The sequence below is a fragment of the Paenibacillus arenilitoris genome, from assembly GCF_014705655.1.
Classification (GTDB): domain Bacteria; phylum Bacillota; class Bacilli; order Paenibacillales; family Paenibacillaceae; genus Pristimantibacillus; species Pristimantibacillus arenilitoris.
This window is the reverse complement of record NZ_JACXIY010000001.1, coordinates 231,633-255,015: the sequence shown is the minus strand read 5'-3', so window position 1 is coordinate 255,015 and position 23,383 is coordinate 231,633. Positions and strand designations below refer to the sequence as shown.

The window sequence follows — 23,383 nt, the reverse complement described above, 5'->3', positions numbered from 1 at the left end:
TTGAAGTTGATGCTTTGCTTGGTTGCGGTCTGTTGATTAGCCAATTTCGAGCTCCTCCTTCGATAATTGCGAGTTCGCGATTTGACGATATACTTCGCAGGTTTGCAGAAGCTCATGATGCTTGCCTCTGCCTACGATCCTGCCTTCGTCGAGGACGAGGATGAGATCGGCCTCCTTGATCGTTCCGATGCGTTGTCCCACGATCAGATTGGTAGCGCCGGTTGTCTCCTGCTTCAGCATCGAGCGCAGCTGACGGTCCGTCTTGTAATCGAGCGCCGAGAAGGAATCGTCGAAAATGTAAATGTCGGGCTTGCGGTACACCGCCCTGGCGATGGATAACCGCTGCTTCTGCCCGCCGGACAAGTTCGTACCGCCTTGCGAGATGCTGCCTTCATACCCGTCCTCGAGCTTCTCGACGAACTCCTTGCCTTTGGCGATCGCTACCGCTTTCTTCACGTCGTCCGCCGACCCCGCCGCCCGTCCGTTATCGCCGTAGGCGACGTTGGACGTCACGGTACCGGTGAACAACACCGCTTTCTGAGGAACGTAGCCGAGCTTGTTATGCAAATCCCGCAGAGCGTAATCCTTCACGTTCATGCCGTCGACGAGCACCTCGCCCTCCGTCGCGTCGTAAAATCTCGGAATCAAGTTGAGCAGCGTGCTCTTGCCGCTGCCCGTCGAACCGATGAACGCGACCGTCTCGCCTCTGTGCGCGACGAAGCTGATGTCCTCAAGCACATATTCATCGGAATCGGCATATTTGAAGCTGACGTTCCGGAATTCGATCTCTCCCGTCCCCGCGCCCGCCGAAGGCTTGAGACCGCCGTCCTTGATGCCAGGTTCCGTATTTAACACTTCCATGACGCGCTTCGCGGATACCGAAGCCCGCGGCAGCATGAAGAAAACCATCGACAGCATCATGAAAGCCATGACGATCTGCATCGCGTACGACGAGAAGATGACCATGTCGCTGAACAAGCCGAGCCTTGACGGCATTTCCGCCCCATTGATCAGATGCGCGCCGATCCAATAGATCGCCAGGCTCAATCCGCTCATGATCAGACTCATGACCGGCATCATTAAGGCCATTAGCCGGCTCGTGAACAGATTCGCGCCGGTTAGCTCCCGGTTCGCGCGCTCGAACTTCGCTTCCTGGCTCTTGGCGGCGTTATAGGCGCGGATGACCCGCAGACCGGTCAAGCCCTCCCTCGTAACCCGGTTCAATTGATCCGTCAATCCTTGAATCGCTCTGAACTTCGGCATGGCGAACACGATGACGATCGCGATCATGAGCAGAAGGAGCGCGACCGAAACGCCGGACGAAAGCGTCCACTGCCAGCTCTTGCTGGAAATTTTCACGATCGCCCAGACCGCCAGAATGGGCGCTTTGATCATAACCTGCAGCCCCATCGCCATAATCGTCTGCACTTGCGTAATGTCGTTCGTGGAGCGCGTAATGAGGCTCGCCGTCGAGAAGCGGTTCATCTCGGCCATCGAGAACGATTCGACCTTGTCGAAGAGCAGGCTCCTCAGTCTCTTGGCCAGCGATGCGGCGCTCTGCGCGACGAGATAGACGACGATGAAGGAGGCCAGCAAGCTCCCGATCGCGCACAGCATCATATATGCGCCCGGCTCCCACACCTGGCTCAAGGAATTGCCTTCCGTCTGCACCAGCTGCGTAATTTCGGCCAAATAATCGGGCAGCTTCAAATCGAGCCACACCTGGAGCACGATAAACGCGGTGCTGACGATAATAAACCAAACATTTTTCGTACTGAAATACTTCAAAATCTTAAGCATTTACCGAACGCCCCTTCTTCCTGTTGTTAGCTATAGAACTGTAAGCTTACTAACAATATTACCGTAATGAAAGCCGTCCCATCAACTACGACGACCGCTGCTCCAAATTGCTTTTGATTTTATCCAGAACGCCGAAGAACGTATCCAGCTCCTCCCGTGACAATCCACTCTTCAATTCACGCTCCAATTCCACGTACTTCCCGATAATGGCTTCATAATATTCGACGGCTGTCGGCGTAAAAACGATCCGCTTCAATCTCGCATCATAAGGAACCGATTGCCTCGTGATGAGGTTGTTCTTCTCCATCAGCTGCAAAATTTTGCTCGCGGTCGAGCGCCGGATCGAAAACTGGTGCTCGAAGTCCCGCTGGAAAATATCCTTGTCCTTGTTATCGATAAAAAACTTCAACGCCCATCCGTGCATGCCGGTCAATTGATCCCCGAATTTTTGACTAATGAAGCCGTCTACCTGCCGCTTCAACAAGTTCCTGACCGTTCTGAGCTCCAGCGCAACCGACCTGTCCTTATCCATTTGGCCCTCCTTATCCTTCAGTTGCAATGATGCCATTCTAGCTCGTTCCTCCTTTTATTGCAACAAGCGCAAGCGATCGTTCGGATGAGGTTCCCGCCACAAAACCGTAACAACTTGCCCATTGTGCATGATTGCCCATTGGGCAATAATATAAATAGGTATCGATTATTGAAAAGCTGCCATTCAACCGGAAAGAGGTGAACGCTTAAGCGAAACCATGATGAACAAACAAAGCTTGCGCCATATGAAACGGGAAGCAACCGCGAATGCCCTTGCCGACGCGGCGTTCGCTCTCGCGCTGGAGAAAGGGCTGGACGGCTTCGTCGTCGAGGATGTCGTGCAGCGGGCCGGCTACTCCAGAAGAACGTTCGCGAACCACTATTCCTGCAAGGAAGAAGCCGTGGCGATGGCCGCGGTCATCTTTCACGGCGCCGACGAAGTCGAGGCTTGGATCGGCAGCCTGAACGAGGACATGACGCTGCTTGACAGCTTGTACCAGCTGATGAAGCTCCAGCTGACAAGAGAGCATATCTGGAAGCTGCGACAGCTCGTATCGCTTTCGAAGGAGCACAAGGCGCTTGAACCGTATATCCTTAGCGCGCTCCGCAGTTTGCAAATAACGGCGCAGGACACGTTAAGCGAGCTGTCGCGCGGACGTTATCCGAACGGTTACACGCACCTTCTCATCGGCGCCGTGTACGGGGCCGTGCTGCCGCTGCTCGACGGCAGCCTGAACGTGCTGCTTCCGGGCGAATCGTCCGCCGAAGCGACGGAGGCCATTACGTTCGATCACTATTTGGACACGATGTTCGATTATTTGCGCAAAGGTTTTTAATTCATCCCGTCAGCTTATTATCCATATACAAAGGAGAAGCATGAGCATATGTCAACTTTCTTGTACAAATTGGGCAAATCCGCCTATTCCAGGCCGTGGTATTTCATTGTCGGCTGGATTGCGATCCTCGGCATTGTGCTTGCCATGCTCGGGGTTAACGGCATTCATGTCACCTCCGAGATGAAAATCGAAGGCACGGAATCGCAGAAGGTGCTCGATCAGCTGGCGGCAGAGCTGCCCGAGGCTTCCGGCGGACAAGCCAGCATCGTGTTTACCGCGCCTGAAGGCGAACGGCTGGACACGGCGGAGCGGCTCGGAGCCATTGGCGAAGCCGTCAATAAGGTATACAACCTCGACTATGTCATCAATCCGATCGAATTGGCGGCGCAAGCCGGCGCCTCGATGACCGACGCCGCCGCGCAAGGCGGCCAGGCAGCGCAAGACGGCCAAGCGGCGCAAGGCGACGCGGCCGGCAGCGCTCAAGGAGCAGCGGGCGAATTGCCGCCTTACGGCCCGATGACGGTGAACGGCGTACCGGTGCCGGGCGTCTTGATCGCGTCGGACGGCAGCGTCGCCCTGTTCCAGTTCCAATTCACCGTTCAGCAAATGTCGCTGCCCGAATCGGTGCCCGGCCTCGTCATCGATGCCGTGACGCCAGTGGAGACGGCCGGCATTGCCGCATTGCCGAGCGACTCGCTTTCTTCCAAGCCCGCGATCGGGTCTACGGAAGCGATCGGCATCGCCGTCGCCGCGCTCGTTCTCTTTATGACGCTGGGCTCGGTCGTTGCCGCGGGCTTGCCGCTGCTGACCGCGCTATTGGGCGTCGGCATAAGCGTTGGCGGAGCCTTCGCCTTCTCGAACGTGTTCCATATGACTGATTTGACGCCCGTTCTGGCCTTGATGGTCGGTCTCGCCGTCGGGATCGACTACTCGCTGTTCATCGTGAACCGTCAGCGCCGCATCATTCTCGAGCAGCGCCTCAGTGCCAGGGAAGCGGCGAGCAGAGCGGTCGGCACGGCCGGCAGCGCCGTATTTTTCGCGGGATTGACCGTTATTATCGCGCTGTGCGGCATGCTCGTCATCGGCATCGGGTTCTTGTCCGCCATGGCGCTCGTCGCGGCGGCAGCCGTGTTCGTCAACGTGTTGGTCGCACTGACGCTGCTGCCTGCCCTGCTCGGCCTGGTCGGCGAGAGAATCTGCTCGGCCAAAGCGCGCGCGAAGAGCGCCGGCCGGAGCGACGCCAATCCGCATGGCTTCGCTCACCGCTGGGTAACGGGAATCGTGAAGGGCCGCTGGGCCGTCCTCGCTGCCGTCATCGTCATCCTGGGCGCGGCCGCGATACCGGTCGCCAAGATGGAGATGGGCATTCCGTCGGGGGCTACCGCCAACCTGGATACGACGCAAAGACAGAGCTACGACGCGATTTCGAACGGCTTCGGAGAAGGCTTCAACGGTCCGCTGCTTCTGGTCGCCGAGCCGCAAGGCGAGTCGGATGCGATAACGATGGAGACGCTCGGCGGACTCGTTCAGGAGCTTGGGCAGCATGACAACGTTTCGGTCGTCTCGCCGATGGGCGTCAACCAAACCGGCGACATGGCCATCATCAGCCTCATTCCGAAGACGGGCCCGACTGACAAAGAAACGAAAGATTTGGTTCAGGAGCTTCGCGCCGCGGACTCCGGCATGGCGCAATCGCATGACGTGAAGATCGGCGTGACCGGATTTACCGCGATCAACATCGACATGTCCTCGAAGCTCGCAGAGGTATTCCCGCTTTACGTCGGAGTTATCGTCATTCTCTCGCTTCTTATTTTGCTGCTCGTGTTCCGTTCGATCATCGTGCCGATCAAAGCGACGATCGGCTTCCTGCTCAGCGTGCTCGCCACGTTCGGGATTACGACGGCCGTGTTCCAGTGGGGATGGCTGAATGCCGCCTTCGGCTTCGACACGGGCGGCCCGCTGCTCAGCTTCATGCCGATTATGGTTACCGGCATTCTTTACGGGCTCGCGATGGACTATCAAGTGTTCCTGGTCAGCTCCATGCGCGAATCTTACGTCCATGGGCTTCACGGCAAGGAGAGCGTCGTTCACGGCTACGATCAGGCCAGCCGCGTCGTCGTAGCCGCGGCCGTCATCATGGTTTCCGTATTCGCCGGGTTTATATTCGCCCATGACATCATGATCAAGCAGATCGGCTTCGCGCTGGCGATCGGCATCCTCATTGACGCCTTCTTCGTCCGCATGGCGCTTGTCCCTGCGGTCATGGCAGTCTTCGGCGACAAAGCCTGGTGGCTGCCGAAGTGGATGGATCGGCTGCTGCCCAACCTCGACGTCGAAGGCGATAAGCTGCTTGCCGAGCTGAAGGTTCAGGAAGCCGCAGCAGGCACGAAGGCTAAGGCGGTCCCTCGTCAGGCTCATTGATTGCCTTGAACGGCGTGGAATGAAGAAGGAGCCGGCCCACAGGTCCATCCATGGACCTGCAGGCCGGCTCCTTTTTTTCTACAACAACCGCGTGTCGCCATTTAAATATCGATGACCACCATCTGATGACATACGAGCTTAGGAAGCTTGTATCGCAGCGTACCGTCCCGCTGCTCGAATATAAGCGGCGTGTTTTGCGGAGCTAGGTATACGTTATTCACCGTATTCGACAACCGCAGCTCTACCTCGACATCGTAAACGGGGACAAGATCTTCGATGATCTCCGTGCTTTTGCCTCGTCTCACCGGAACGCCATATAGCAAATGGTTGATGTAGCGATTATTCGCCGCTTGACGCTGCAAGGTGACGATGCCTTGCGCCGGAAGATTCGTGCGAAGCGTCTTATTCGGCAGCAGCCGGTTCAAAGCGTACAGCACGGTTTCTCTCAAAACCAAGCTGCCCTTCGAAGCATATTCCTCGAAAACGTTCCAGGCGATATAGACGCCGTTATCGCTCTCGACCATCCCGGGTCCGCCGTACTCCCCGGATGAAGGCGTAGGTTTTGACGCCGATTTCGTGTGCCGCTTCGATGATCGCCCCAAGCAGATCGAACGTGAGTCCCGGGTGTATTTCGTTCGCCTCGGACGGGTGATAAGCCCAGCCGTGATGGCATTTGGAGAATATTGTTATCGAATTTACATGGCCAAGCTTCAGCATGTCTTGAAATTGTTCTTTAGAAAAATTCCTTCCGATTCCGTTGATGTGTTCGGAAGTGTGAAAATCCAAGTGGACCTGTCTGAATCGCATCGTTTCCATGATTCTGTTCCTCTCAAAATTGGATGGTAGGAAGGACAGATCGATCGTGAGATCCTCTGTCCTTTCCGATCGATTATCGTTTGTATATCGCGTAGATCATCATGGCGGTCTCGGCTCTTGTCGCGTATCCAAACGGGTCGATCCTTTTGCCGTCGCCTTGTACGATACCATTCTTTACTAGCGTTGCGATACTTTGCGCCGCATATGAAGCAATGTCGGCCTGATCGGTGAACTTCACCAAATCATCCGCATGACCGGCGTTCATATTCTTCTTGGCGACCGTCATTGCCCTGTCGATCATCGTCATCATTTCCTGTCTGGCAATCGAAGAGTTCGGATTAAACCGGTTGTCGCCGATTCCTGTGACGATGCCCAGCTTCTTCGCAATGCCGACGGCATCCGCATAGTACGCCGTCGATGAGACATCGGAGAATGAGTCGCCCGACTTGGCATTTAAACCTAATGCCCGGACCAATAGCAGCACGAAGTCCGCTCTTTTGATTGTCTCCGCTGGAGCGAAAGAATCGGTAGAAACACCGGTAATGATACCTTTGGAGGCCAATACTTCGATCTCCTTCTTGGCCCAAACAAATTTTGACAAATCGCCGAACGTCTTCTTCGCGAAAGCGACGGCATATTGGCTGAAATGGGTTGTCCTGAAGGTTACTGAACCCGTATTTGAATCATATTTGCCTGTCGGGACAGGCATCGGCTGACCCGAACTGTCCACATACCAGACGACTATATGCTCATTGTCGGCTAACTCCTCGGCCGAAGGCGTATACGGGATCGTGATCGTAACCGGAGCTTCGGGATTGTTCCATGCAGCTGCGGTACCATTAATATGAAGCATCAGCTCGATCACCGGACGATCCTTGATCTGCTCCCGCAACTCCAGTCCCAATCGGGCTGCATCCACCTTGGCGATGGATAAGCTCACAGATTGTTTGTCCGTCACATCGGTTGCGGGCAGCATGCTGGCAGGAGCTGCGATCGATCCGAATGCAGTCGATACTTTTAAAATTTTGGTTGAATCCCCGGAAGAAAGAGCATCGGCGGGCAGATTCAATTCATACGTCTTCGCTCCTTCAATGACAGGTACGATAAGTTCAACCGTCTTAACGCCCGTCTTGGGATCAATCGCCGCCTTGGCCATCGCTTGGGAGATCGTATCGGTTGAAACCGTTGCCGCTGCAACACCTGTAGCCGGGTTCAATATAGGCGGGTCTAATTCAACTGCGACAATCGTTCCCGATTCGTTTGAAGTTTCTACCGTATCGTCATCGTCGTCCCCTGTGGAGCCGGACGGGCTGCCGGTATTCGCATCTGATTCTACTTCAATTCCCGGTTGAACCTCGGACGTGAAGAAGATTTCCAATTCGTTCAGCGCATAGGCTTCCGAGCCCCAGTAAGAGGCCGCCGTAATGGCAATCCTTACCCCGAGCTTATCTTCCTGGATCGGAAGGTAGACGTCTTTTTGCTCTTTCTCTGTCGCGGTGAACGTCGTATAAGAGAAGTATTTCGGCTTGTCAAAGACCGGTTCCCACGTCACGCCGTCCGGCGTCGTTTCGATATTATATCTGTGAATGCCCCAAGCCGCCGCATTTTGCGTGAAGAACCTTAGCGTATCGAAGGTCTGAGGGTCATCCCAATGCAACGAGATATAATAGGTGATCGGCTGACCGTCCGCGGTGAAGAATCGACGCTGTTCAATCCCGTCGACGAACCCCCAAGGCTGGGATGTCGCGTCGTCGATATAACCGTCGAAATCGTAACGGATCGGGGTGATAAAGAAAGAACTCCGATCGCCGTCATTGATCTTCGAAGGCGTTCTTTCGGCTGCCTGATGCTCGCCCATCCCGTAGTTCCAACCGGTTCTCGATTGGACGTAGTCGGGAGTGATGGCATTATCGGCGGAAACATCGGCGGTTAATGCCATATTATTGGACAAGCGAGTGATCAGGAACACGTAATCCCGCGTCGTTCCCTTGTCATCAACGGTTATCGTAATCCTGTTCTTGCCAATTCTCGGATAAACCGTTATTTTCCCGTCTTTCTTGAGCTTCTTGCCATTCACGATAATCTTGGCTTTCATGTTCATGGCGGCAGGCGTTAACGTCACTTGTTCCGCATCGTTCGGCAGCTCGATCGAATAGTCGGTAACATAAGGCGCGAATTCCCGATTCAACGCTCCGCCCGTTACGCTTAATCCGGAAAGCTGGGTGTTCTTCCCCGGGTCCGTGTTGCTGAAGACTCGAAACGCATCGAGAACGAGGAAGCTTTTCAGCGTACCGTCTTTGTTCCGATTGGCCCCATTTTCTCGGTTCACGATTTTGATCGTATGGGGACCGTCCGATAAGCTATAGTTCGTATAAATCGGATAAAACCGATAAAGTACATCCTCATGGGCATCTACCGTGCTCTGCAGTTCGCCGTCGATATAAACGTCGAATTTGCCCATGCTTCTATTTTTCTCCACGTAGACGTTAATGCCGTAACCGTAAAAGCTCAGTTCGGCGGAGTCTCCATCCACCTTGGTCGTGCTAACGTCATTTTCGTAGGAACCGTCGGCTTTCGTCGTATTAACAGCCCCGCTATAGGTTTGGTTGGGAGCATTCACCGTCGCCCAGCCCGTCCCCTCGTATGTGATTCTGCTGTCGCTGTTGTTGATTAACTCGCTGCCGCTCACCACTTCCCGATAGGGTTTGGTTTGCTGCGGGATGCTTCCGACAGATTGGCCTGCGGCGGCTCTGATCAAATAGTCGTGCAGCGCCTTGATATAATCCACATCCAGCGTATATTGGGTTCTCGACGTTACTGCCGTATTCAGGATCTCGTCCGCCAGATCCGGATTTCTGGATTTCAGCATGGTCAACAGCTCGTATTCCTCGATCCCGTCCCGTTGGGCTTCATAGCGCAGCGAGCTTTTAACCGTCTTATGCTTGGCATCGGGATAGACCGCAAAGGTATCGCCATAATACTCCCCGTCCCACCATGCATTCCACGCCCAATTGAGATAACCTGTCAGGTCATTACGGTTGAAGTCCCAGAACACCAGTCTGCTTGTCAGAGTCGGCTGGTTGGTCAACCTGTTGAGCTCGGTATCGTGGCCCAGGCTGTATCCCCATTTCTCTTTACCTTCATGTTCATCCTGGTTTGCCCATGAATCGAACGAATCTTTAGCCAAATAATAATCTTTCATCTCGGGAATATAGGTGTCTACAAGCTCAGGATAATAATAGGCAAGCCCCGCATCGCCGATCTTGAATTCCGGCGCAACGTTTTTGGAGAGCTTCGATACATAAGACCACCATGGCAATGAACCCGGTCTTGCTTCGCTAGGCTCGTCGAATAGATGCAAGTACCATTTATATTGATTCAACCAGCCCTTTTCCTGGAGATGAGAATAGATCGCCGTCAAATAGTTGGTCACAAACTTGTCGGTTACCGGAAACGCGCCGGGGTCGATCGAGCCGTCCGCATGGATTAAATCTTTGTCGTACTTATTCCAATGCTCGTTATCCCCGACGACCATATTAATCTTATCGACCAGATGATCGAGGGAAAAACGAGTGAAGCCCTGGTCGATGAAGATCTGCATATACCGATCGAACTCTGCCCAATCTTCTTCAGCGATGACCGGCACAGAATCCCCAGTAAAATGATTCAACGTCATTCCATGGTCGGATAAGAACGTCATCGGCTTCACCATATGCATGTTATTCCGGTAATCCGCCAGGTTACGGGCAAAGTTCTCGATGATCGCCCACCAATCTTCGCTATATTTAACCGCGCCGTAGTACTGGTTAATGAAGTCGGTTTTCTCGCGGGTATGACCGTAAATGGCTGTCCAGTTATAGACTGTCAGATCCTGTTCCGAGACATCCGGGAGGGTGATCTCTACAACTTCCGCGCTGATCTGAAACACATAGTCTCCCAGAGAAGTCTGGAGCGTAAAATTGCCGGTATACATGCCGCTTGCGGCTCCGCTTGGCATATATACCGTAAAAAACAAAGGTTGAGTCGTATTCGCGTTTACATCGATCGACTGTTCATTGGAGATCGGGTCCGGAAGCTGGTCCACGAACGAACCCGGATACAGGTTTGTCGTCTCGGTGTTGGCGATATAGTTAAATTCACTCGGAAGAGCGTTCTCAGGTACGCGGTACTCAGGAAAACCATATTTGAATTGCGAACTGCTTATAATGTTGTCTCCGCTAGCCAGATCACTGAACTCCAGTCCGTAGATACTGAAATCGGATGAGCTCCGGATCGCGATCTGAGCGCTTTCATATTCGTTCTTCGCCATGACGAAAGCAAAGCTGTCTGTATCCGCGCCGCTCGGTATCGTATCGGCTTGATAGATCGGCTGTAGAGCGTTGACGGTCCAGGTATCCGTTACGGCCGAATCCGTCACATGGATGCTGATCGTCTGATCCGTATACGACAAGGGAGACAGGCTGTTCGTTGCTCGCACGAGCACGTTAACTTCCTGAGCCTCTTCCGGCGTGGTCCACTGAATGACACCGGTGTTCTCATTAATCGTCATACCTGCCGGAGCGTCAGTCAGCGAGTATAGGACGGACGCGCCATTGGCCGTTGCTTTCGTTTGGAAGCTGACGGAGGTGTTTTTCAGGAACGTCTTGTCAGCCGCGCTCGTAAAGACCGGTTTATTAAATTCAGGGTTATTGTATAGCTCTAGCTCGTTCAACCAATAGCTGCGTCCGGGTGCTTGCCCCCAGTTGGCGTCGGGCGCAGTAAGGATAACTAACCTCATACCCAATACATCCCTTTGTTCGGGCAGCATCACTCGTATCGTTTCCGTAAAGTTCGTCGGATTGGGAGAATCGTGGAAATTATAAATCGAATAAGTCCAATTTAATTTCTGGGTTTCATTGAACAGTTTCGTCCACGTGTTATTGTCTTTCGTCACCTCGATATTATAGTTGAGAATGCTCTTCTGATTGCCGAAGTCCGCCGTGAACACAATCTCGTTGAACTGTTGCGGCTCTGCCCAGTTAAGCGTAATGTAGTGCGGAGAGTCCCCGGAAGGTTCGCCGCCCATGTCCGTATTGATTTTGGAAACGAACAACGTGGATTTATCCCCGTCAATCAGTTTATCCGGAGAATTGTTGATGTATGACGTTCCGGCAGGATACCAGTAAGGCTCGCCGGCTTGCTTTTGATAGTAATCGATAGGCATCGAATAATCCGCGGTGAGCTTATCTGCCGAATCGATCGAACTTGCCAAGGCCGCGATATTTGCCATTTCCGTAATAGTAATCGGAATATTCTGATAACTGTATGCGCCGGTTACTGAATCCACAGCCTGAACCGTCACGATATGAGTGCCGACATCTTGAGCAGAAGGATTGTTTATCGCCAGTTCGCCGCTAACCGAATCGATCGCAGCCCAGGCTGGCGCGTCCCCCGCAATAGAATACGTAACTTCGGAATTTCCATAGGTGACCGCCGTTACGGAGAAGGTTGTCTTTCTGCCAGTCGGGACCGTCCGATCGTTAATCGAATCAAAAGCCGGAGGCACGTGATGCTCATCGTGTTGATACAGTTCCAATTCGTATAACGCGTAATCTCCGTTTGCTGCCTCCGTATATGCGCTGTATATAGCAATTCTTGCTCCAATGATATTCTGCTGCGGATCCAAGTCGACCTTTATCCGTTCCATGACGGGTGAACCGTCTTCATCCATGAAATAGTCCCATTCGAGCGTTTGATTGGTATCAAACGCCGGCTTCCAATTCGTACCGTCCTTCGTCGTTTCGATGTTGTACTCTTTGATGCCTCGTGCTTTGGCGTACTTTGTGGAAAAGACTGCCGTATTGAAGGACTGTGCTCGATCCCAGCCTAACGTGATATACCGCGGTCCACTTGAAAAATCGACGTTTTTCTTGGAAATCAAGTAGGTTGATCCATCGCCGTCGATGATTTTGCTTGGCTCGTTTTCCGTTGCGTTGACGCCGAAAGGATACCAGTTTGAGCTCCACTGGGCTTCCCAATAGTAGAACGTCGGGGTCTCGGAAAGCTTGTCGTCGGCGTCTACGAAAGTGGCGAGTCTTGCGATATTTTCCGGGGATGCGGAAGGTATATCGCCATTGGCTGCATAACCGACGTTCATACTGCCGAAAATCATCATTATCGCACATAAATAAACGATTGTTTTATTAACGTTCAACACTCTAAACCCTCCCAATATTAATGGATCGGCTCGGCACTCAAGTATTAAGACGTCGAAAGTTGGATGCGCTAACGCCGTTAATCCGTTTAAAAGCTCTGCAGAATGTGCTGGATAAGCTGTATCCGATCTGGGCAGCGATCTCATTGATCGGCATGTCGGTGCGCATGAGCAGATCCTTGGCGCACTTCATCCGAGCGCTCTCGACATATTCGAAATAATTGATTCCGATCTGATCTTTGAAGAACTGGGACAAATAGGAATCGGACATATTAAATCGATCGGCCAGCTCTGTAAGCGAAAAGTCTTGACGCCTGAAGTTTGAATCGATGTACGCTACAATTTGTTCGATAAGTCCGGATCTTTGATTGTCTTTGCGCATGTGTATCGCTTTACCGATTAAAGCATACGCTTCTCTCAATTCCTTCAGCAGGCTGTCCAGCTCCATGTCCCCAGCTTTATGGCGACTGAACCGAAGTGCGAACATCCCGTCTGTGACCTCGAGATCGGCATCCTGGGTGATCTTGACCAAGGTGCCCCACATCTCGTAATGAAGAAATTTGATCATGTCCGAAGAGAGATTCATCTCTTGATTGATTCGATAAATGTGTTCAAGCAAGGCGTCCGCTTCATCCATTGCTCCCAATTTCGTTAAATGAATCAATCGCAGCTCCGAATCAGGGGGATAATAATAAAACGACTTTTCCTGCGGCAACCGATCAAACCACACCATCTTCGTTCCAATTTCCCTTTGCCCCCATGCAAGCGCTCTTCGCGCTTCCACATAGGAACGGGACACTTCGGACAGCGCAGGGTATATGCCTCCAATCGCAAAGACGGGAGAAATGCCATGTTTAAAATGCAGATGCTCTTGCAGAATGACGAGCAGCGACTCCAATTGCTTCCTGCTCTCCCCGGCGTCGCGATCATGCAGCGGAACGATGATATTTATCGTGTCCTGCTCTGCATCATGCCAGACGCAGTCGGCGTATGCAGGCAGGTCAAGGACGTCTTTCACCATTACTTTGCGAATTTCGAGCTCTTGGAGAATATCGGGCGTAAGTTCCCCGTCATAACTCTGCAGCCGGATGACGACGACGGCATAATTCGCTCCGCTCAGTTCGGCACCCGAGTGACGCCTCAAGGCAAGAAGCTCGGATTCCGTAGAATAGTCGCCTTTCAACAAACGCTGGAGAAACGAGTTGCGAATGAGCGGCAGCTGTTCTTGAATCGATTGCTGAAGCCGCTGTCGGTCGTCCTCGAGGCGCGAATAGTTCCTCTCGATCAATGCATAAGGCTTTAATGCTCCGTAAGCTTCAGATTCGGAGCGTTCCATGATCCGCAGCAGCAGCTTGCGAATCGGTTTGCTTTGACGATAAGCGAAGAAGCAATAGAGTACCAGTACGGACAGCAGCAAGACGGATAATCCGACGAGAATCGAACGGATTTTGTTAACTTTCTGATATACGATATCGGGAGATTGAGCTACGGCAAAATACCAGTCCTTCGATTCCAGTTTCGTATAGGTGGTCAACATACCGCCTGTTTCACGCGATGGCTCGATCTCGCCTTGCATACCGGTAAAAGCATGCTGAATCCGACTGCTATCGACGCTGTTCGCTACGGAAGCAATCATTTGTCCCTCGGCATCCATAATGTAAGCGGTTCCTCCGGAAGTAAAGTCGAAGCCCTCGAGCAGCTTCACCATTTCCCGGCTGTCGATCAGTACGAGAATCGATGCGCTTGGCGAGCTGGCGCTGTCAAGCGATTGGACGTAGCTGACGACCGGGACCGTTCTGTTACGGTATATCGAATCCATTGCCGGAAGCACCTCATTGCTATGTTTGGCGCCCAGAATAAGAAGCTCCATATCGGCGGGGTCCATATCCTTGTAACGAAATACTTGGTTGAAAAATTGTTCGGTCTTGTACACATTCTGATGGCCGAGTACAACCCCGCTGTTCTGATAGAGTACGAAATATTCGAGAATGAAATTGTTGGACGTGCTGTAATCGTATAAGTGTTCCGCCGTATACCACGTTTTAAACGTATTGGCGTCTTCGAACGGATCGGTCATGAACTGGAAGGATGCGATGTTCGGATCGGACGCGATTTGCCGTACCATGGAATCTATTTCGGACATCCGCCGATCCAGAATGCTCTTCGCTTGTTCAAGCATCAGCATATTGCTTCGCACCACTTCGTCCTTGACAATCGCCACCGTCCGGTTGTATACGATCAAACTGACGATGATCGGAATAACAAGCAAGACGATGTAGGATGCGGAGAAAGCCGCGATAATCCTCCGTTTACGCTTTTTGACATCCGCCGTCATGTCCCGTCCCCCTGTATTCTAATTCGAACTCTCCGGTGAACAAAAACCGAAGCGGCCTTCCTTCATTGTATTAAGCCTAATTCTTGACAGCCTTCGCGACTTCCTTCTCGAATTCTCTCAAATCGACTACCACTTTCCGGGATCTCGATTTCTCCGCGGCAAATGCCATCAGATGGCTCTGAACCGAAGTCACGGCCGATGTGGGGCTTACGTGCCGGCCATGATTGCGTACGGATTGGATGAAAGCCTTGATCAAACGGCCGTCTCCCCCGCCATGCCCGTTCAAGCCTCCGAGATCGCGCAGCGTGATGACCTCGCGCCGGCCAGTGCCGAATGCCAGTACTTCAATTTCGTTCTTCTCCAACGAGGCTCGAATTTCTCCCTGCGTTCCCATCAGCTTTATCGTGCGCGAGCATTCTTCGGTGAATGCGCTCATCGTAAAGACTGCCGTCACTTCGTTCTCGAATTCCATGCTGATTACCTGATGGTCTACGACGTCGTTATCGCAGTGATATACGCAGCGGCCGTAGGGTCCCGTTAGCAGCGCCTGATAGCGCGCTTCATAACTCGGGTCGTTACTCGCCGCAGCTCCCATCCAGCCCGCATCCTCCTTCAGGTAATAATTAGGCGCATAGTAGACGCACGTATCGGATACGGGGCATCCGTCCAGACAGCGCAGCGGTGCCCCTTCCGGGGCTTGGTCCGCCTTGAAATGCGACAAGCTTCCGTAAGAACCGAGACTGACGCAGTCGCCTCCGGCTAACCAGAGCAGAATGTCGAGGTCATGGCACGCTTTGGCCAAAATCATAGGGCTTGACTGTTGAGTATTCCGCCAATTGCCTCGGACAAAGCTATGGGCTTGATGCCAGTAGGCGACGTTCTCATTATGCTGAATCGACATAAGCCTACCGATCTTGCCTTCATCCAGCAGCCGTTTCAGCGTCTGAAAAAACGGGGTGTAGCGAAGCACGTGGCAGATCGTGAACACACGATCCATGTTGGCGGCCATTTGCCCCATTAACACGCACTCGAGCGGGTCGGGCGACATCGGTTTCTCCAGCATGACGTGATATCCCGCCGCCAGCGCCTTAATCGTCGGTTCATAGTGCATTTTGTCCTGCGTACAGATGAATACCGCATCGGAAAGCTTAGGCCCTGCGAATAGTTCGTCCCTCTTGCCAGGCGTACAGTTATTTTTGGTTAACGTAGACTTCCTGATAGATCTGAAGATAACGATCCAGATTCATGTCGCTCAGCGTCTTCAAATAACTGTCCCAATCTTCGTCGATATCCGCATCGCCGGTAATGAACCGAGCCAGCATTTCTTTCTTGTAATCATCGATCGTCTTCTGCAATCCGGCAAGCTCGCTCGATTGTTCCTCGTTGAAGATGAGCGGCGGAACGATCATGCTGACATCGGGCTTGTATGGCTCGTATTTCGTTTTCGTTTCGTTGTAAAGAATGACTTCCAGATCCTCCGCACCATTGTTCTTCTGGCTAAGCCGGAGCTCGTTGGACAGGTTGATCGGACCGAGCTCCTGCCAGTAATCATTTTGGGTCGGTTCATTTTTATGCGGAATCCCGACCCATTTCGCCGGATTCCCGTCGATTCCGACATCGCCAGGCTCCGCTTTCTTCCAATACTCCCCTTCCGTTCCTCTCGCAAGTCTCATCGTCACATCCCAATTGTATAGCATATCGGCCAGTCGGAAGGAGGCTTCCGGATATTTATTCGCTTTCGTGATCACGAATTGTCCCGTAAGATACTCGACCGGATTGTATGCGGCGTACTGAATGCCTGCAGGCCCTTTCAGAGGGGAAACCGTTTTATATCCAAGCCAGCGCTTGTCGTTGGTATCATCAAGCGTTATGAATTCTCCCTGCCAGCCGCCAAGCGCAGCGCCGAGCAATACATGGTCCGGATTGTTGCCGATTGCGTTCATCTGATTGCCGTCTTGCGTGAACGACTCTGGCGCAAGCAGACCTTCGTTGTACAATCGATGCAAATATTTCAGCCCTTCTTTCCATTCCGGCTGATTGTATGCGGCTGTAACTTCCCCATCCTTGACGAATAAGCCGGGAGCGGCAGGGTCTTTGCTGTTGTAAATGAATGAATTCATCAAGAAATCGTCCAGATCCGCGTTCCAGCCGCCGACCTTGGTCATCAGCGGGATTTCGTCGGCCTTGTTGTTGCCGTTCGGATCCTGTTCCTGGAACGCTTTGAGCACGTTATAAAACTCTTCGGTTGTCGTCGGCATCGGAAGACCTAACTTATCAAGCCACGGCTCGTAGATCCACATCTTCTGCGACATTGTGCAGTGGAAGCACTGGTTGACCTTCGGAAGCGAGTAAATGTTGCCGTCCAGCGATGAAATCGATTCTTTGAACAACGGCATCGTCTCGATCAGCTTTTTCGTCTCCACGCCGTATTTCTCGATCAAGTCGTTTAACGGAAGGAATGCGCCTTGAGCACCGTAAGCGACTTCCTGTGTTTTATTGACGCCCATACCAAGCAGAATGTCCGGATAATCGCCGCTGGCCAGCGTAAGATTCAGTTTCTCAGACAGGTTTTTTTGCGGTACAATCGTCCACTCCAAATGGATGTTCGTCTTCTCTTCCAATTCTTTCGTGAATTCATTCGTGGCGTAATCTTCGACTCCCATTTGTTCGGCCGCCATGACTTTCAACGTAATTTTATCCTTCACAATCGGAAACTGGCCAGCGGGAGTGACCGAATCAGCATTTTCCCCCGAAGTAGAAGCCGGTTCCGAAGCCTCTGTATTCGACTCATTGTTCTTGCTTGTACAACCCGTTAATATTACGGTAATCAGCAATAGGATCGCAATCAATCCTGTCATCATTTTTCTCATTGCCATTCCCCCCAATGATGGTTGCCATAATGTAGTTATCCTTTGAGCGAACCGATCATGATTCCTTTCACAAAGTGCTTCTGCACGAACGGATAAACGATCAGTACCGGTGCGGAAGCTACGACGATCAGCGAATATTTGAGCAGTTCCCGCAAACCGTTTCTCTTGTCGACTTCCCCGACATTGGACAACATGGATAGATCGACTTCGTTCTGAATCAGAATATCGCGCAAAATAAGCTGCAGCGGAAACATATCTTTGTCGTTCAAATAAATGACGGCCGCAAAATACTGATTCCAGAAGCCGACCGCGCAGAACAGTGCGACTACTGCAATGATTGGACCTGAAAGCGGTATCACGATGCGGGTTAAATATTTGGAATCACTGCAGCCATCGATTTGAGCCGCCTCGAGCAGTTCGCCGGGAATGCTCGTCTTGAAGTACGTCCGCATCATAATCGCGTTCCAGATCGACAGCGCCGCAGGAATGATAAGCGCCCATCTCGTACCGAGCATGGACAAGTCCTTCACCAACATATAGCTGGGAATGAGGCCGCCGCTGAACATCGTAGCGAATACGAGAAGCAGCATAAAAAATCGTTTGCCGTCCAAATTAGGTCTGGACAGCGGATACGCTGCCAAAATGGTCATCACCACGTTCAAAGCCGTACCAAGGACAGCATAGAACAGCGAGTTGCTGAAACCGATCCAAATGTAGCGGTATTCGAAAACGGCTTTGTAACCATCTAAAGTCGGATTAACCGGAAGCAGCCACACTCTTCCTTGCATAATCGCTTCGGTAGAACTAAAGGACGCACTGATGACGTAAATTAGCGGATACAGAACCGATAAAGCGAACAGGGTCAGTATAGCGTAGTTGACTGTCAGGAACGTTTTATCGCTTAACGATTGCGGGATGTTATTCCCTAGCATGACCCCTCCTCCATTTCGTCACCAAAGACTTTCCTGGTTGATTTTCTTGGCAAACCTGTTTACTCCGATCAGCAGTACAAGACCGATCAGGGATTTGAACAAACCGATCGCCGTCGAATAGGAGTAGTTAGGCATGACCGATACGAGACCTACCTTGTACACATAAGTATCGATGACCTCCGACGTCTGATAGTTAAGCGGATTCTGCATTAGCAGCACCTTCTCGAATCCCGTGCTGAGTATGCCTCCCATCCCGAGTATGAAGATGATTACCGCTACCGGCATAATGCCCGGTAAGTCGATATGCCACATTCTTCTCGGAATAGAGCCTCCATCCATGATCGCCGCTTCATGCTGTGCCGGATCGATTCCGGACAGGGCGGCCAAATAAATGATGCAGGCGAATCCGACATTTTGCCAGACGTCCGATAACACGTACAACGTTTTGAACAGCTCCGGCTTCCCCATGAAATTGATCGCTTCGTACCCGAGCACTTCCAATATCCGATTAACGACGCCAAGCCGCGGATTAAGCAATTGCGACATTAAGCCGACGATCACGACAACCGATATGAAGTGCGGAGCGTACGTCACCATCTGAACCGTCCGTTTGAAGAACCGATTGGAGGCGTAGTTAAGACCGAGAGCCAGTATGATAGGAAACGGAAACCCGACAAGCAATGAATACAGACTGAGCAGCAGCGTATTTCGCATGACGCGCCAGAACTCGTACGATTGGACGAATTGTTCGAAATGCTTCAACCCGACCCAATCGCTGCCCCATATCCCTTGTACCGCATTGAAATCCTTAAAGGCGATTTGCGCCCCGTACATCGGATAGTAGTTAAAAACGAGTACATATGCGAGCGGGGGCAGAAACAGTAAATACAACTGCCAGTTGCGACGAATCCTTTTAAATGCTACTTCCACATGCACCCCACCTTCGGTAATGCGTAACGTTTAAGTTGCCTTGCCCGGGCAAATTGACTATATCACCTGGCCGTCTCCAATGTAAATTGGCATGAATTTAGCGATATGCATTACTTTATAAGACGGATTATAGCCATTTCGGGGCTAGTAAGTTTGCAACTATTCGGGTTTTTGCAATTTTTTCTACCATCTAAATCGATTCAGAAACTGTACTGCCCTGGAAATGTCCGTTTCGGGGCGATCTCCGACTTCCCTCTCGATCGTGAGGTAGCCGGAATAGCCGACATCTGCAAGCGCCTCCAAATATCGCTCCCAATTCACGCTGCCTTCTCCGAGGGGAACTTCCTTAATCGCGCTCCAAAGCTCGTTATAGGCGTCGCCATCCAGCTGCTCGCATTCCAACGATTTGTAGAGCAGCCGCGGATCGATCTTGCGGATCTGGATACCGTCCTTCACGTGCGTGTGAACGATATAATCACGCAGCGTGTAGACGCCTTGTACCGGATCGTCGCCGGTAACCATCACCAGATTGGCCGGATCGAAGTTGACTGACACGCCCTTAGAACCGAGTCCATCGAGGAATCGTTTCAAGTGGGCGCACGTTTCAGGCCCCGTCTCAATAGCGAAAAAGGCGTTCATGCGATGAGCGTAATCAGCGAGTTCTTCGCAGGCAAGCTGCAAGGTCTCGTACAGTTCGCCATTCGGATCAGTTGGAACGACGCCGATATGCGTGGTGACGACATTCGTTCCGAGTTCCAACGCCAGATCAAGAATCCTTTTCGATTTTTCGATTTTTTGCGGATTGGCAAGCTTGTCTTGAAACCCGTGTCCGCCCAAATCGCCTACAATCGCGGAAATTTCCAAACCGAGCGAATCGATGTAAGATTTCCATTCTTTACGCTGAGCTGCCGACAGAACGGCCGGATCCAACTCACCGTGAACGGCATACAGCTGTACGCCTTCCGCGCCAACCTCTTTCGCCTTCAAGAGTCCCTGCCTGACGCCGACTCGGAAACTGTCTACGATGACGCCGATTTTGTTCGTCATTTTCATCCTATTGCCCATTCCTTTCCACAATGGTTTAAAAACGGATTTCTTCGCCCTTTGCAGCCGATTCATAAATACCGCATAATATCTTCATCATTTCCACGCCGTCCTCGACCGGGCTGATCGGTTGCTTGTCCATCCTTATGCAATCGATGAAATGATTGATTTCGTGCTGGAAGGCGGCGTGAATATCGATGCCGGCACTATCGATTTGCGGATGCGCGTTCAGAATCGTATCGTGCATTTCGGTAACGATAACGATCTCGGGGTCGATTTCGAAACCGCCTTTTTCGCCATACAATTTGATGATTCCTTCATCTTTTTTGGCATGGAGCGTGAAGCTGACATCCACTTGAAGAGATGCGCCGTTCTCGAACCGGATTAACGCGTTAGCCATATCTTCTACGGTATTCTTCGATGCGTCATAGTCAGCCGATTTATAAGACGACAGATTTGTTACATTCGCGCGATTTCCCAGCTTGCGGTACGCATTGCCGCTTACCGACCGCACCTTTGGTTTGCCCATCATATACCAGCATAGATCAATGACATGAACGCCTAGGTCGATCAACGGACCTCCGCCGGAACGTTCAATGTCGGAGAACCACCCGCCGGGATTTCCGAGTCGCCTGATGCTGGAAGCCTTCGCATAATAGAGTTCACCGAATTCTCCGTTATCCGCAAATGTACGAAGCATCTGTACATTTGGGTCGAAACGCCTCACGTAACCGACCTGCAGCATCTTTCCCGACTTTCGAACCGCTTCCTGCACTTGCAGCGCCTCGCTTACCGTTCTGCACAGCGGTTTCTCGACTAGAACGTGCTTGCCCGCTGCTACAGCGGCAACGCTGATCTCGGCATGGGTATTGTTCCACGTACAGATGCTGACAGCATCGACTTCATCGTCTGCCAGAACATCCCTGTAGCTCGTATAAATTTTACCTGCATTGAATTTCTCTGCCGCTTGAGTTGCCCGATCCTTGTTCACATCGCAAATCGCATAGATCTTCGTATCGGGATTGTTCTCGTAAGATTGCAAATGCATCTGCGAAATACCGCCCGTACCGATCACGGCAATCCTGGTCGGATTCATTCGTCCCACTCTCCTAGTCGTCAATAATTACCCGGGTATCTCGACTGTATACTCCTTCGCGATGTATGTAAATTCGCATGATTTTACCCGTTTGCAATTATTCAGAAATCGGGATCCGATTTATTCTCGCATATGCAAAAGTTCTGAGAACGCTGAAGCAGATTCTACTTTTGGAGGTTAGTCTTGAAGCCGGAGAAGAAAATGAATCGCGGAAGTGCTGCTTGAAAAACTTATTGGGACGGTATTCGCCCCTTGGAACATAAAAAAGCGCTACAAGTCTCATTAGCCCGATGAATGAGTAAAAAAGGGGGGGGCTACGAGCATCCAGCGCTATGGGGAAATGATCGTATGGGCAAGTGATGCATATCTTCAGGAGCACATCGATAGACGTATGCGCTCCGTCGACATTCATCATGCAAAGATCGTAAAGAATAAATGGGAATTGCGATTGCTATTCTTCCTTCTGCAGCGAATAATTCAGGTGAACGATGCTCGCGGTCGATTCCTCCCCGTTCCATTCCGTATACGCAAGCGCATCTGCGGATGGACTCCAGGCGGTTGCGGCATGGGCGATGTTCACGGCGATCCGGGTAGATTCGCCGGCTAACAGATCGTACACATACAGGGCATTGACGGCGCCGCTGCTCGAATCATCCTTGAGCGTGTAAGCGATGAGCCGCTGATCCGGAGACCAGGACACGCCGCCAAGCTCCGTCCCTTCCGCGATCGCGGCCGTCACCTTCCCCGCTGTGTCGCAAAGTTTCAAGCCGATCCGGGACCCGTTATGCTGCATCACCAGCATTTGCTTCCCGTCGGGCGAAGGGAACACGCCCGAAACATTGTCGAGGCCCAAATCGTCCGACTCCGTCTTGGCCAGGTCGAGCGATCGCAAGGACGGATCGGCGTTGGTGTTATAGTAGAGGATGCCGTTCATCTGCGAGACAATAAACAAGCCTTCCTCGCTTATGCGATCCAGAGCCGTTATTTCACCCGTAACCTTTGCCGTATAGGCGGTCCCGCTGTAGGCCGCTCCGATGATCGTCTCGTCGTCCGCCCATTTGGCGCTGACCGCTCCGGCGATCGGCTCTCCGGAGAGGTCGAACGTCGCCTTCGTATCCAGGTTCATCACATGGAAGGACGGGTCGCCGAGCGTATACTCCTGGTAAATCAGATGCTTCTTGTCGGGCGACAGGCTCGCGCCGCCGACATTCGCCTTCTCCCTCTCCACTAACAACTCGTATTGTTTGGTATCGAGATGATACCAATACAGGCTTCTGGGATAGGAATCCGACAGCTCCGCCAGACTCAGCTTGTTTAGCGACTCGTTTTCTTTGGACACCAGCACGGTCTCTTCATCCAGCCAGTCATGGATTTCCATGTTCTCGTACGGATCGACGGTCTCTACCGTTATGGCGGGTTCCCCGCCCTGCGAGCGCGGGTCGTCGACGACCGTGATCTTCCCCTCTTGTCCGCCCGACTGACACGCCGTCAGGACGGAAAACGATGCGATGAGCATCGCGATGGTTTTTTTGGCATTTTTCATAGCTTTCGCCTCCTTGAACCCACTGTAACAAAAAGA

At 52.1% G+C, this 23,383-nt stretch carries 14 protein-coding genes and 1 pseudogene; 2 read left to right on the top strand and 13 right to left on the bottom strand.

Going from position 1 to position 23,383, the window contains the following annotated elements; genetic code table 11:
- Positions 1–36: 36 nt before the first annotated feature.
- Both IDH41_RS00870 and IDH41_RS00865 read right to left on the bottom strand, forming a co-directional pair.
- A complete protein-coding gene (locus tag IDH41_RS00870) occupies positions 37–1,800 on the bottom strand; it encodes an ABC transporter ATP-binding protein (protein WP_190857389.1) in 1,764 nt (587 codons plus the stop codon).
- A gap of 85 nt (positions 1,801–1,885) precedes the next feature.
- Complete coding sequence (locus IDH41_RS00865; RefSeq protein ID WP_190857388.1) at positions 1,886–2,368, bottom strand: MarR family winged helix-turn-helix transcriptional regulator; 483 nt, start codon at positions 2,366–2,368, stop codon at positions 1,886–1,888.
- 184 nt (positions 2,369–2,552) lie between these two features.
- On the opposite strand from IDH41_RS00865, the gene IDH41_RS00860 reads away from it, so the two are divergent.
- Positions 2,553–3,167 carry a TetR/AcrR family transcriptional regulator gene (locus IDH41_RS00860; protein WP_190857386.1) on the top strand — a complete coding sequence of 205 codons (615 nt, stop codon included), beginning with the start codon at positions 2,553–2,555 and terminating at the stop codon, positions 3,165–3,167.
- A 48-nt stretch (positions 3,168–3,215) separates the two neighbouring features.
- Positions 3,216–5,588 (top strand): MMPL family transporter, encoded by a 2,373-nt coding sequence (locus tag IDH41_RS00855; RefSeq protein ID WP_190857385.1) that lies wholly within the window; start codon positions 3,216–3,218, stop codon positions 5,586–5,588.
- Between the two features lie 101 nt (positions 5,589–5,689).
- Here IDH41_RS00855 and IDH41_RS00850 read toward each other — a convergent pair whose 3' ends face one another.
- The 11 genes and pseudogenes from IDH41_RS00850 to IDH41_RS00800 form a co-directional block, all read right to left on the bottom strand.
- Positions 5,690–6,112 (bottom strand): hypothetical protein, encoded by a 423-nt coding sequence (locus tag IDH41_RS00850; protein WP_190857383.1) that lies wholly within the window; start codon positions 6,110–6,112, stop codon positions 5,690–5,692.
- Complete coding sequence (locus tag IDH41_RS00845; protein ID WP_223829336.1) at positions 6,096–6,404, bottom strand: alpha-amylase family protein; 309 nt, start codon at positions 6,402–6,404, stop codon at positions 6,096–6,098. Before IDH41_RS00845 ends, IDH41_RS00850 begins: the two co-directional genes overlap by 17 nt.
- A 73-nt stretch (positions 6,405–6,477) precedes the next feature.
- The gene (locus tag IDH41_RS00840) at positions 6,478–12,597 is read right to left on the bottom strand and encodes a glycoside hydrolase domain-containing protein (RefSeq protein WP_190857382.1); all 6,120 of its coding nucleotides are present in this window, start codon (positions 12,595–12,597) and stop codon (positions 6,478–6,480) included.
- Positions 12,598–12,637: 40 nt separating this feature from the next.
- Positions 12,638–14,932 carry a helix-turn-helix domain-containing protein gene (locus IDH41_RS00835; RefSeq protein ID WP_190857380.1) on the bottom strand — a complete coding sequence of 765 codons (2,295 nt, stop codon included), beginning with the start codon at positions 14,930–14,932 and terminating at the stop codon, positions 12,638–12,640.
- A gap of 76 nt (positions 14,933–15,008) precedes the next feature.
- A pseudogene (locus IDH41_RS00830) lies at positions 15,009–16,103 on the bottom strand (Gfo/Idh/MocA family protein); the annotation flags it as partial.
- A 19-nt stretch (positions 16,104–16,122) separates the two neighbouring features.
- Entirely contained in the window at positions 16,123–17,610 is a 1,488-nt protein-coding gene (locus IDH41_RS00825; RefSeq protein ID WP_223829357.1) for an ABC transporter substrate-binding protein, read from the bottom strand.
- A gap of 227 nt (positions 17,611–17,837) precedes the next feature.
- Complete coding sequence (locus IDH41_RS00820; RefSeq protein WP_190857377.1) at positions 17,838–18,734, bottom strand: carbohydrate ABC transporter permease; 897 nt, start codon at positions 18,732–18,734, stop codon at positions 17,838–17,840.
- A gap of 18 nt (positions 18,735–18,752) precedes the next feature.
- Positions 18,753–19,664, bottom strand: a complete 912-nt coding sequence (locus IDH41_RS00815) for an ABC transporter permease (protein ID WP_317890663.1) — start codon at positions 19,662–19,664, stop codon at positions 18,753–18,755.
- A 183-nt stretch (positions 19,665–19,847) separates the two neighbouring features.
- Positions 19,848–20,717, bottom strand: coding sequence for a sugar phosphate isomerase/epimerase family protein (locus IDH41_RS00810; protein ID WP_190857375.1), 870 nt, complete (start codon positions 20,715–20,717; stop codon positions 19,848–19,850).
- A gap of 28 nt (positions 20,718–20,745) precedes the next feature.
- Entirely contained in the window at positions 20,746–21,804 is a 1,059-nt protein-coding gene (locus IDH41_RS00805; protein WP_190857374.1) for a Gfo/Idh/MocA family protein, read from the bottom strand.
- 451 nt (positions 21,805–22,255) lie between these two features.
- The gene (locus IDH41_RS00800) at positions 22,256–23,347 is read right to left on the bottom strand and encodes a TolB-like translocation protein (RefSeq protein ID WP_190857372.1); all 1,092 of its coding nucleotides are present in this window, start codon (positions 23,345–23,347) and stop codon (positions 22,256–22,258) included.
- Between the last annotated feature and the right edge of the window lie 36 nt (positions 23,348–23,383).

Excerpts from the sequence above, each read along its gene's own strand:
- IDH41_RS00845 (WP_223829336.1), bottom strand. The coding sequence starts at position 6,404 with ATGGAAACGATGCGATTCAGACAGGTCCACTTGGATTTTCACACTTCC.
- IDH41_RS00820 (WP_190857377.1), bottom strand. The coding sequence starts at position 18,734 with ATGCTAGGGAATAACATCCCGCAATCGTTAAGCGATAAAACGTTCCTG.
- IDH41_RS00800 (WP_190857372.1), bottom strand. The coding sequence starts at position 23,347 with ATGAAAAATGCCAAAAAAACCATCGCGATGCTCATCGCATCGTTTTCC.
- IDH41_RS00810 (WP_190857375.1), bottom strand. The coding sequence starts at position 20,717 with ATGAAAATGACGAACAAAATCGGCGTCATCGTAGACAGTTTCCGAGTC.
- IDH41_RS00860 (WP_190857386.1), top strand. The coding sequence starts at position 2,553 with ATGAACAAACAAAGCTTGCGCCATATGAAACGGGAAGCAACCGCGAAT.
- IDH41_RS00805 (WP_190857374.1), bottom strand. The coding sequence starts at position 21,804 with ATGAATCCGACCAGGATTGCCGTGATCGGTACGGGCGGTATTTCGCAG.
- IDH41_RS00870 (WP_190857389.1), bottom strand. The coding sequence starts at position 1,800 with ATGCTTAAGATTTTGAAGTATTTCAGTACGAAAAATGTTTGGTTTATT.
- IDH41_RS00865 (WP_190857388.1), bottom strand. The coding sequence starts at position 2,368 with ATGGCATCATTGCAACTGAAGGATAAGGAGGGCCAAATGGATAAGGAC.
- IDH41_RS00850 (WP_190857383.1), bottom strand. The coding sequence starts at position 6,112 with ATGGTCGAGAGCGATAACGGCGTCTATATCGCCTGGAACGTTTTCGAG.
- IDH41_RS00835 (WP_190857380.1), bottom strand. The coding sequence starts at position 14,932 with ATGACGGCGGATGTCAAAAAGCGTAAACGGAGGATTATCGCGGCTTTC.
- IDH41_RS00855 (WP_190857385.1), top strand. The coding sequence starts at position 3,216 with ATGTCAACTTTCTTGTACAAATTGGGCAAATCCGCCTATTCCAGGCCG.
- IDH41_RS00825 (WP_223829357.1), bottom strand. The coding sequence starts at position 17,610 with ATGGCGGCCGAACAAATGGGAGTCGAAGATTACGCCACGAATGAATTC.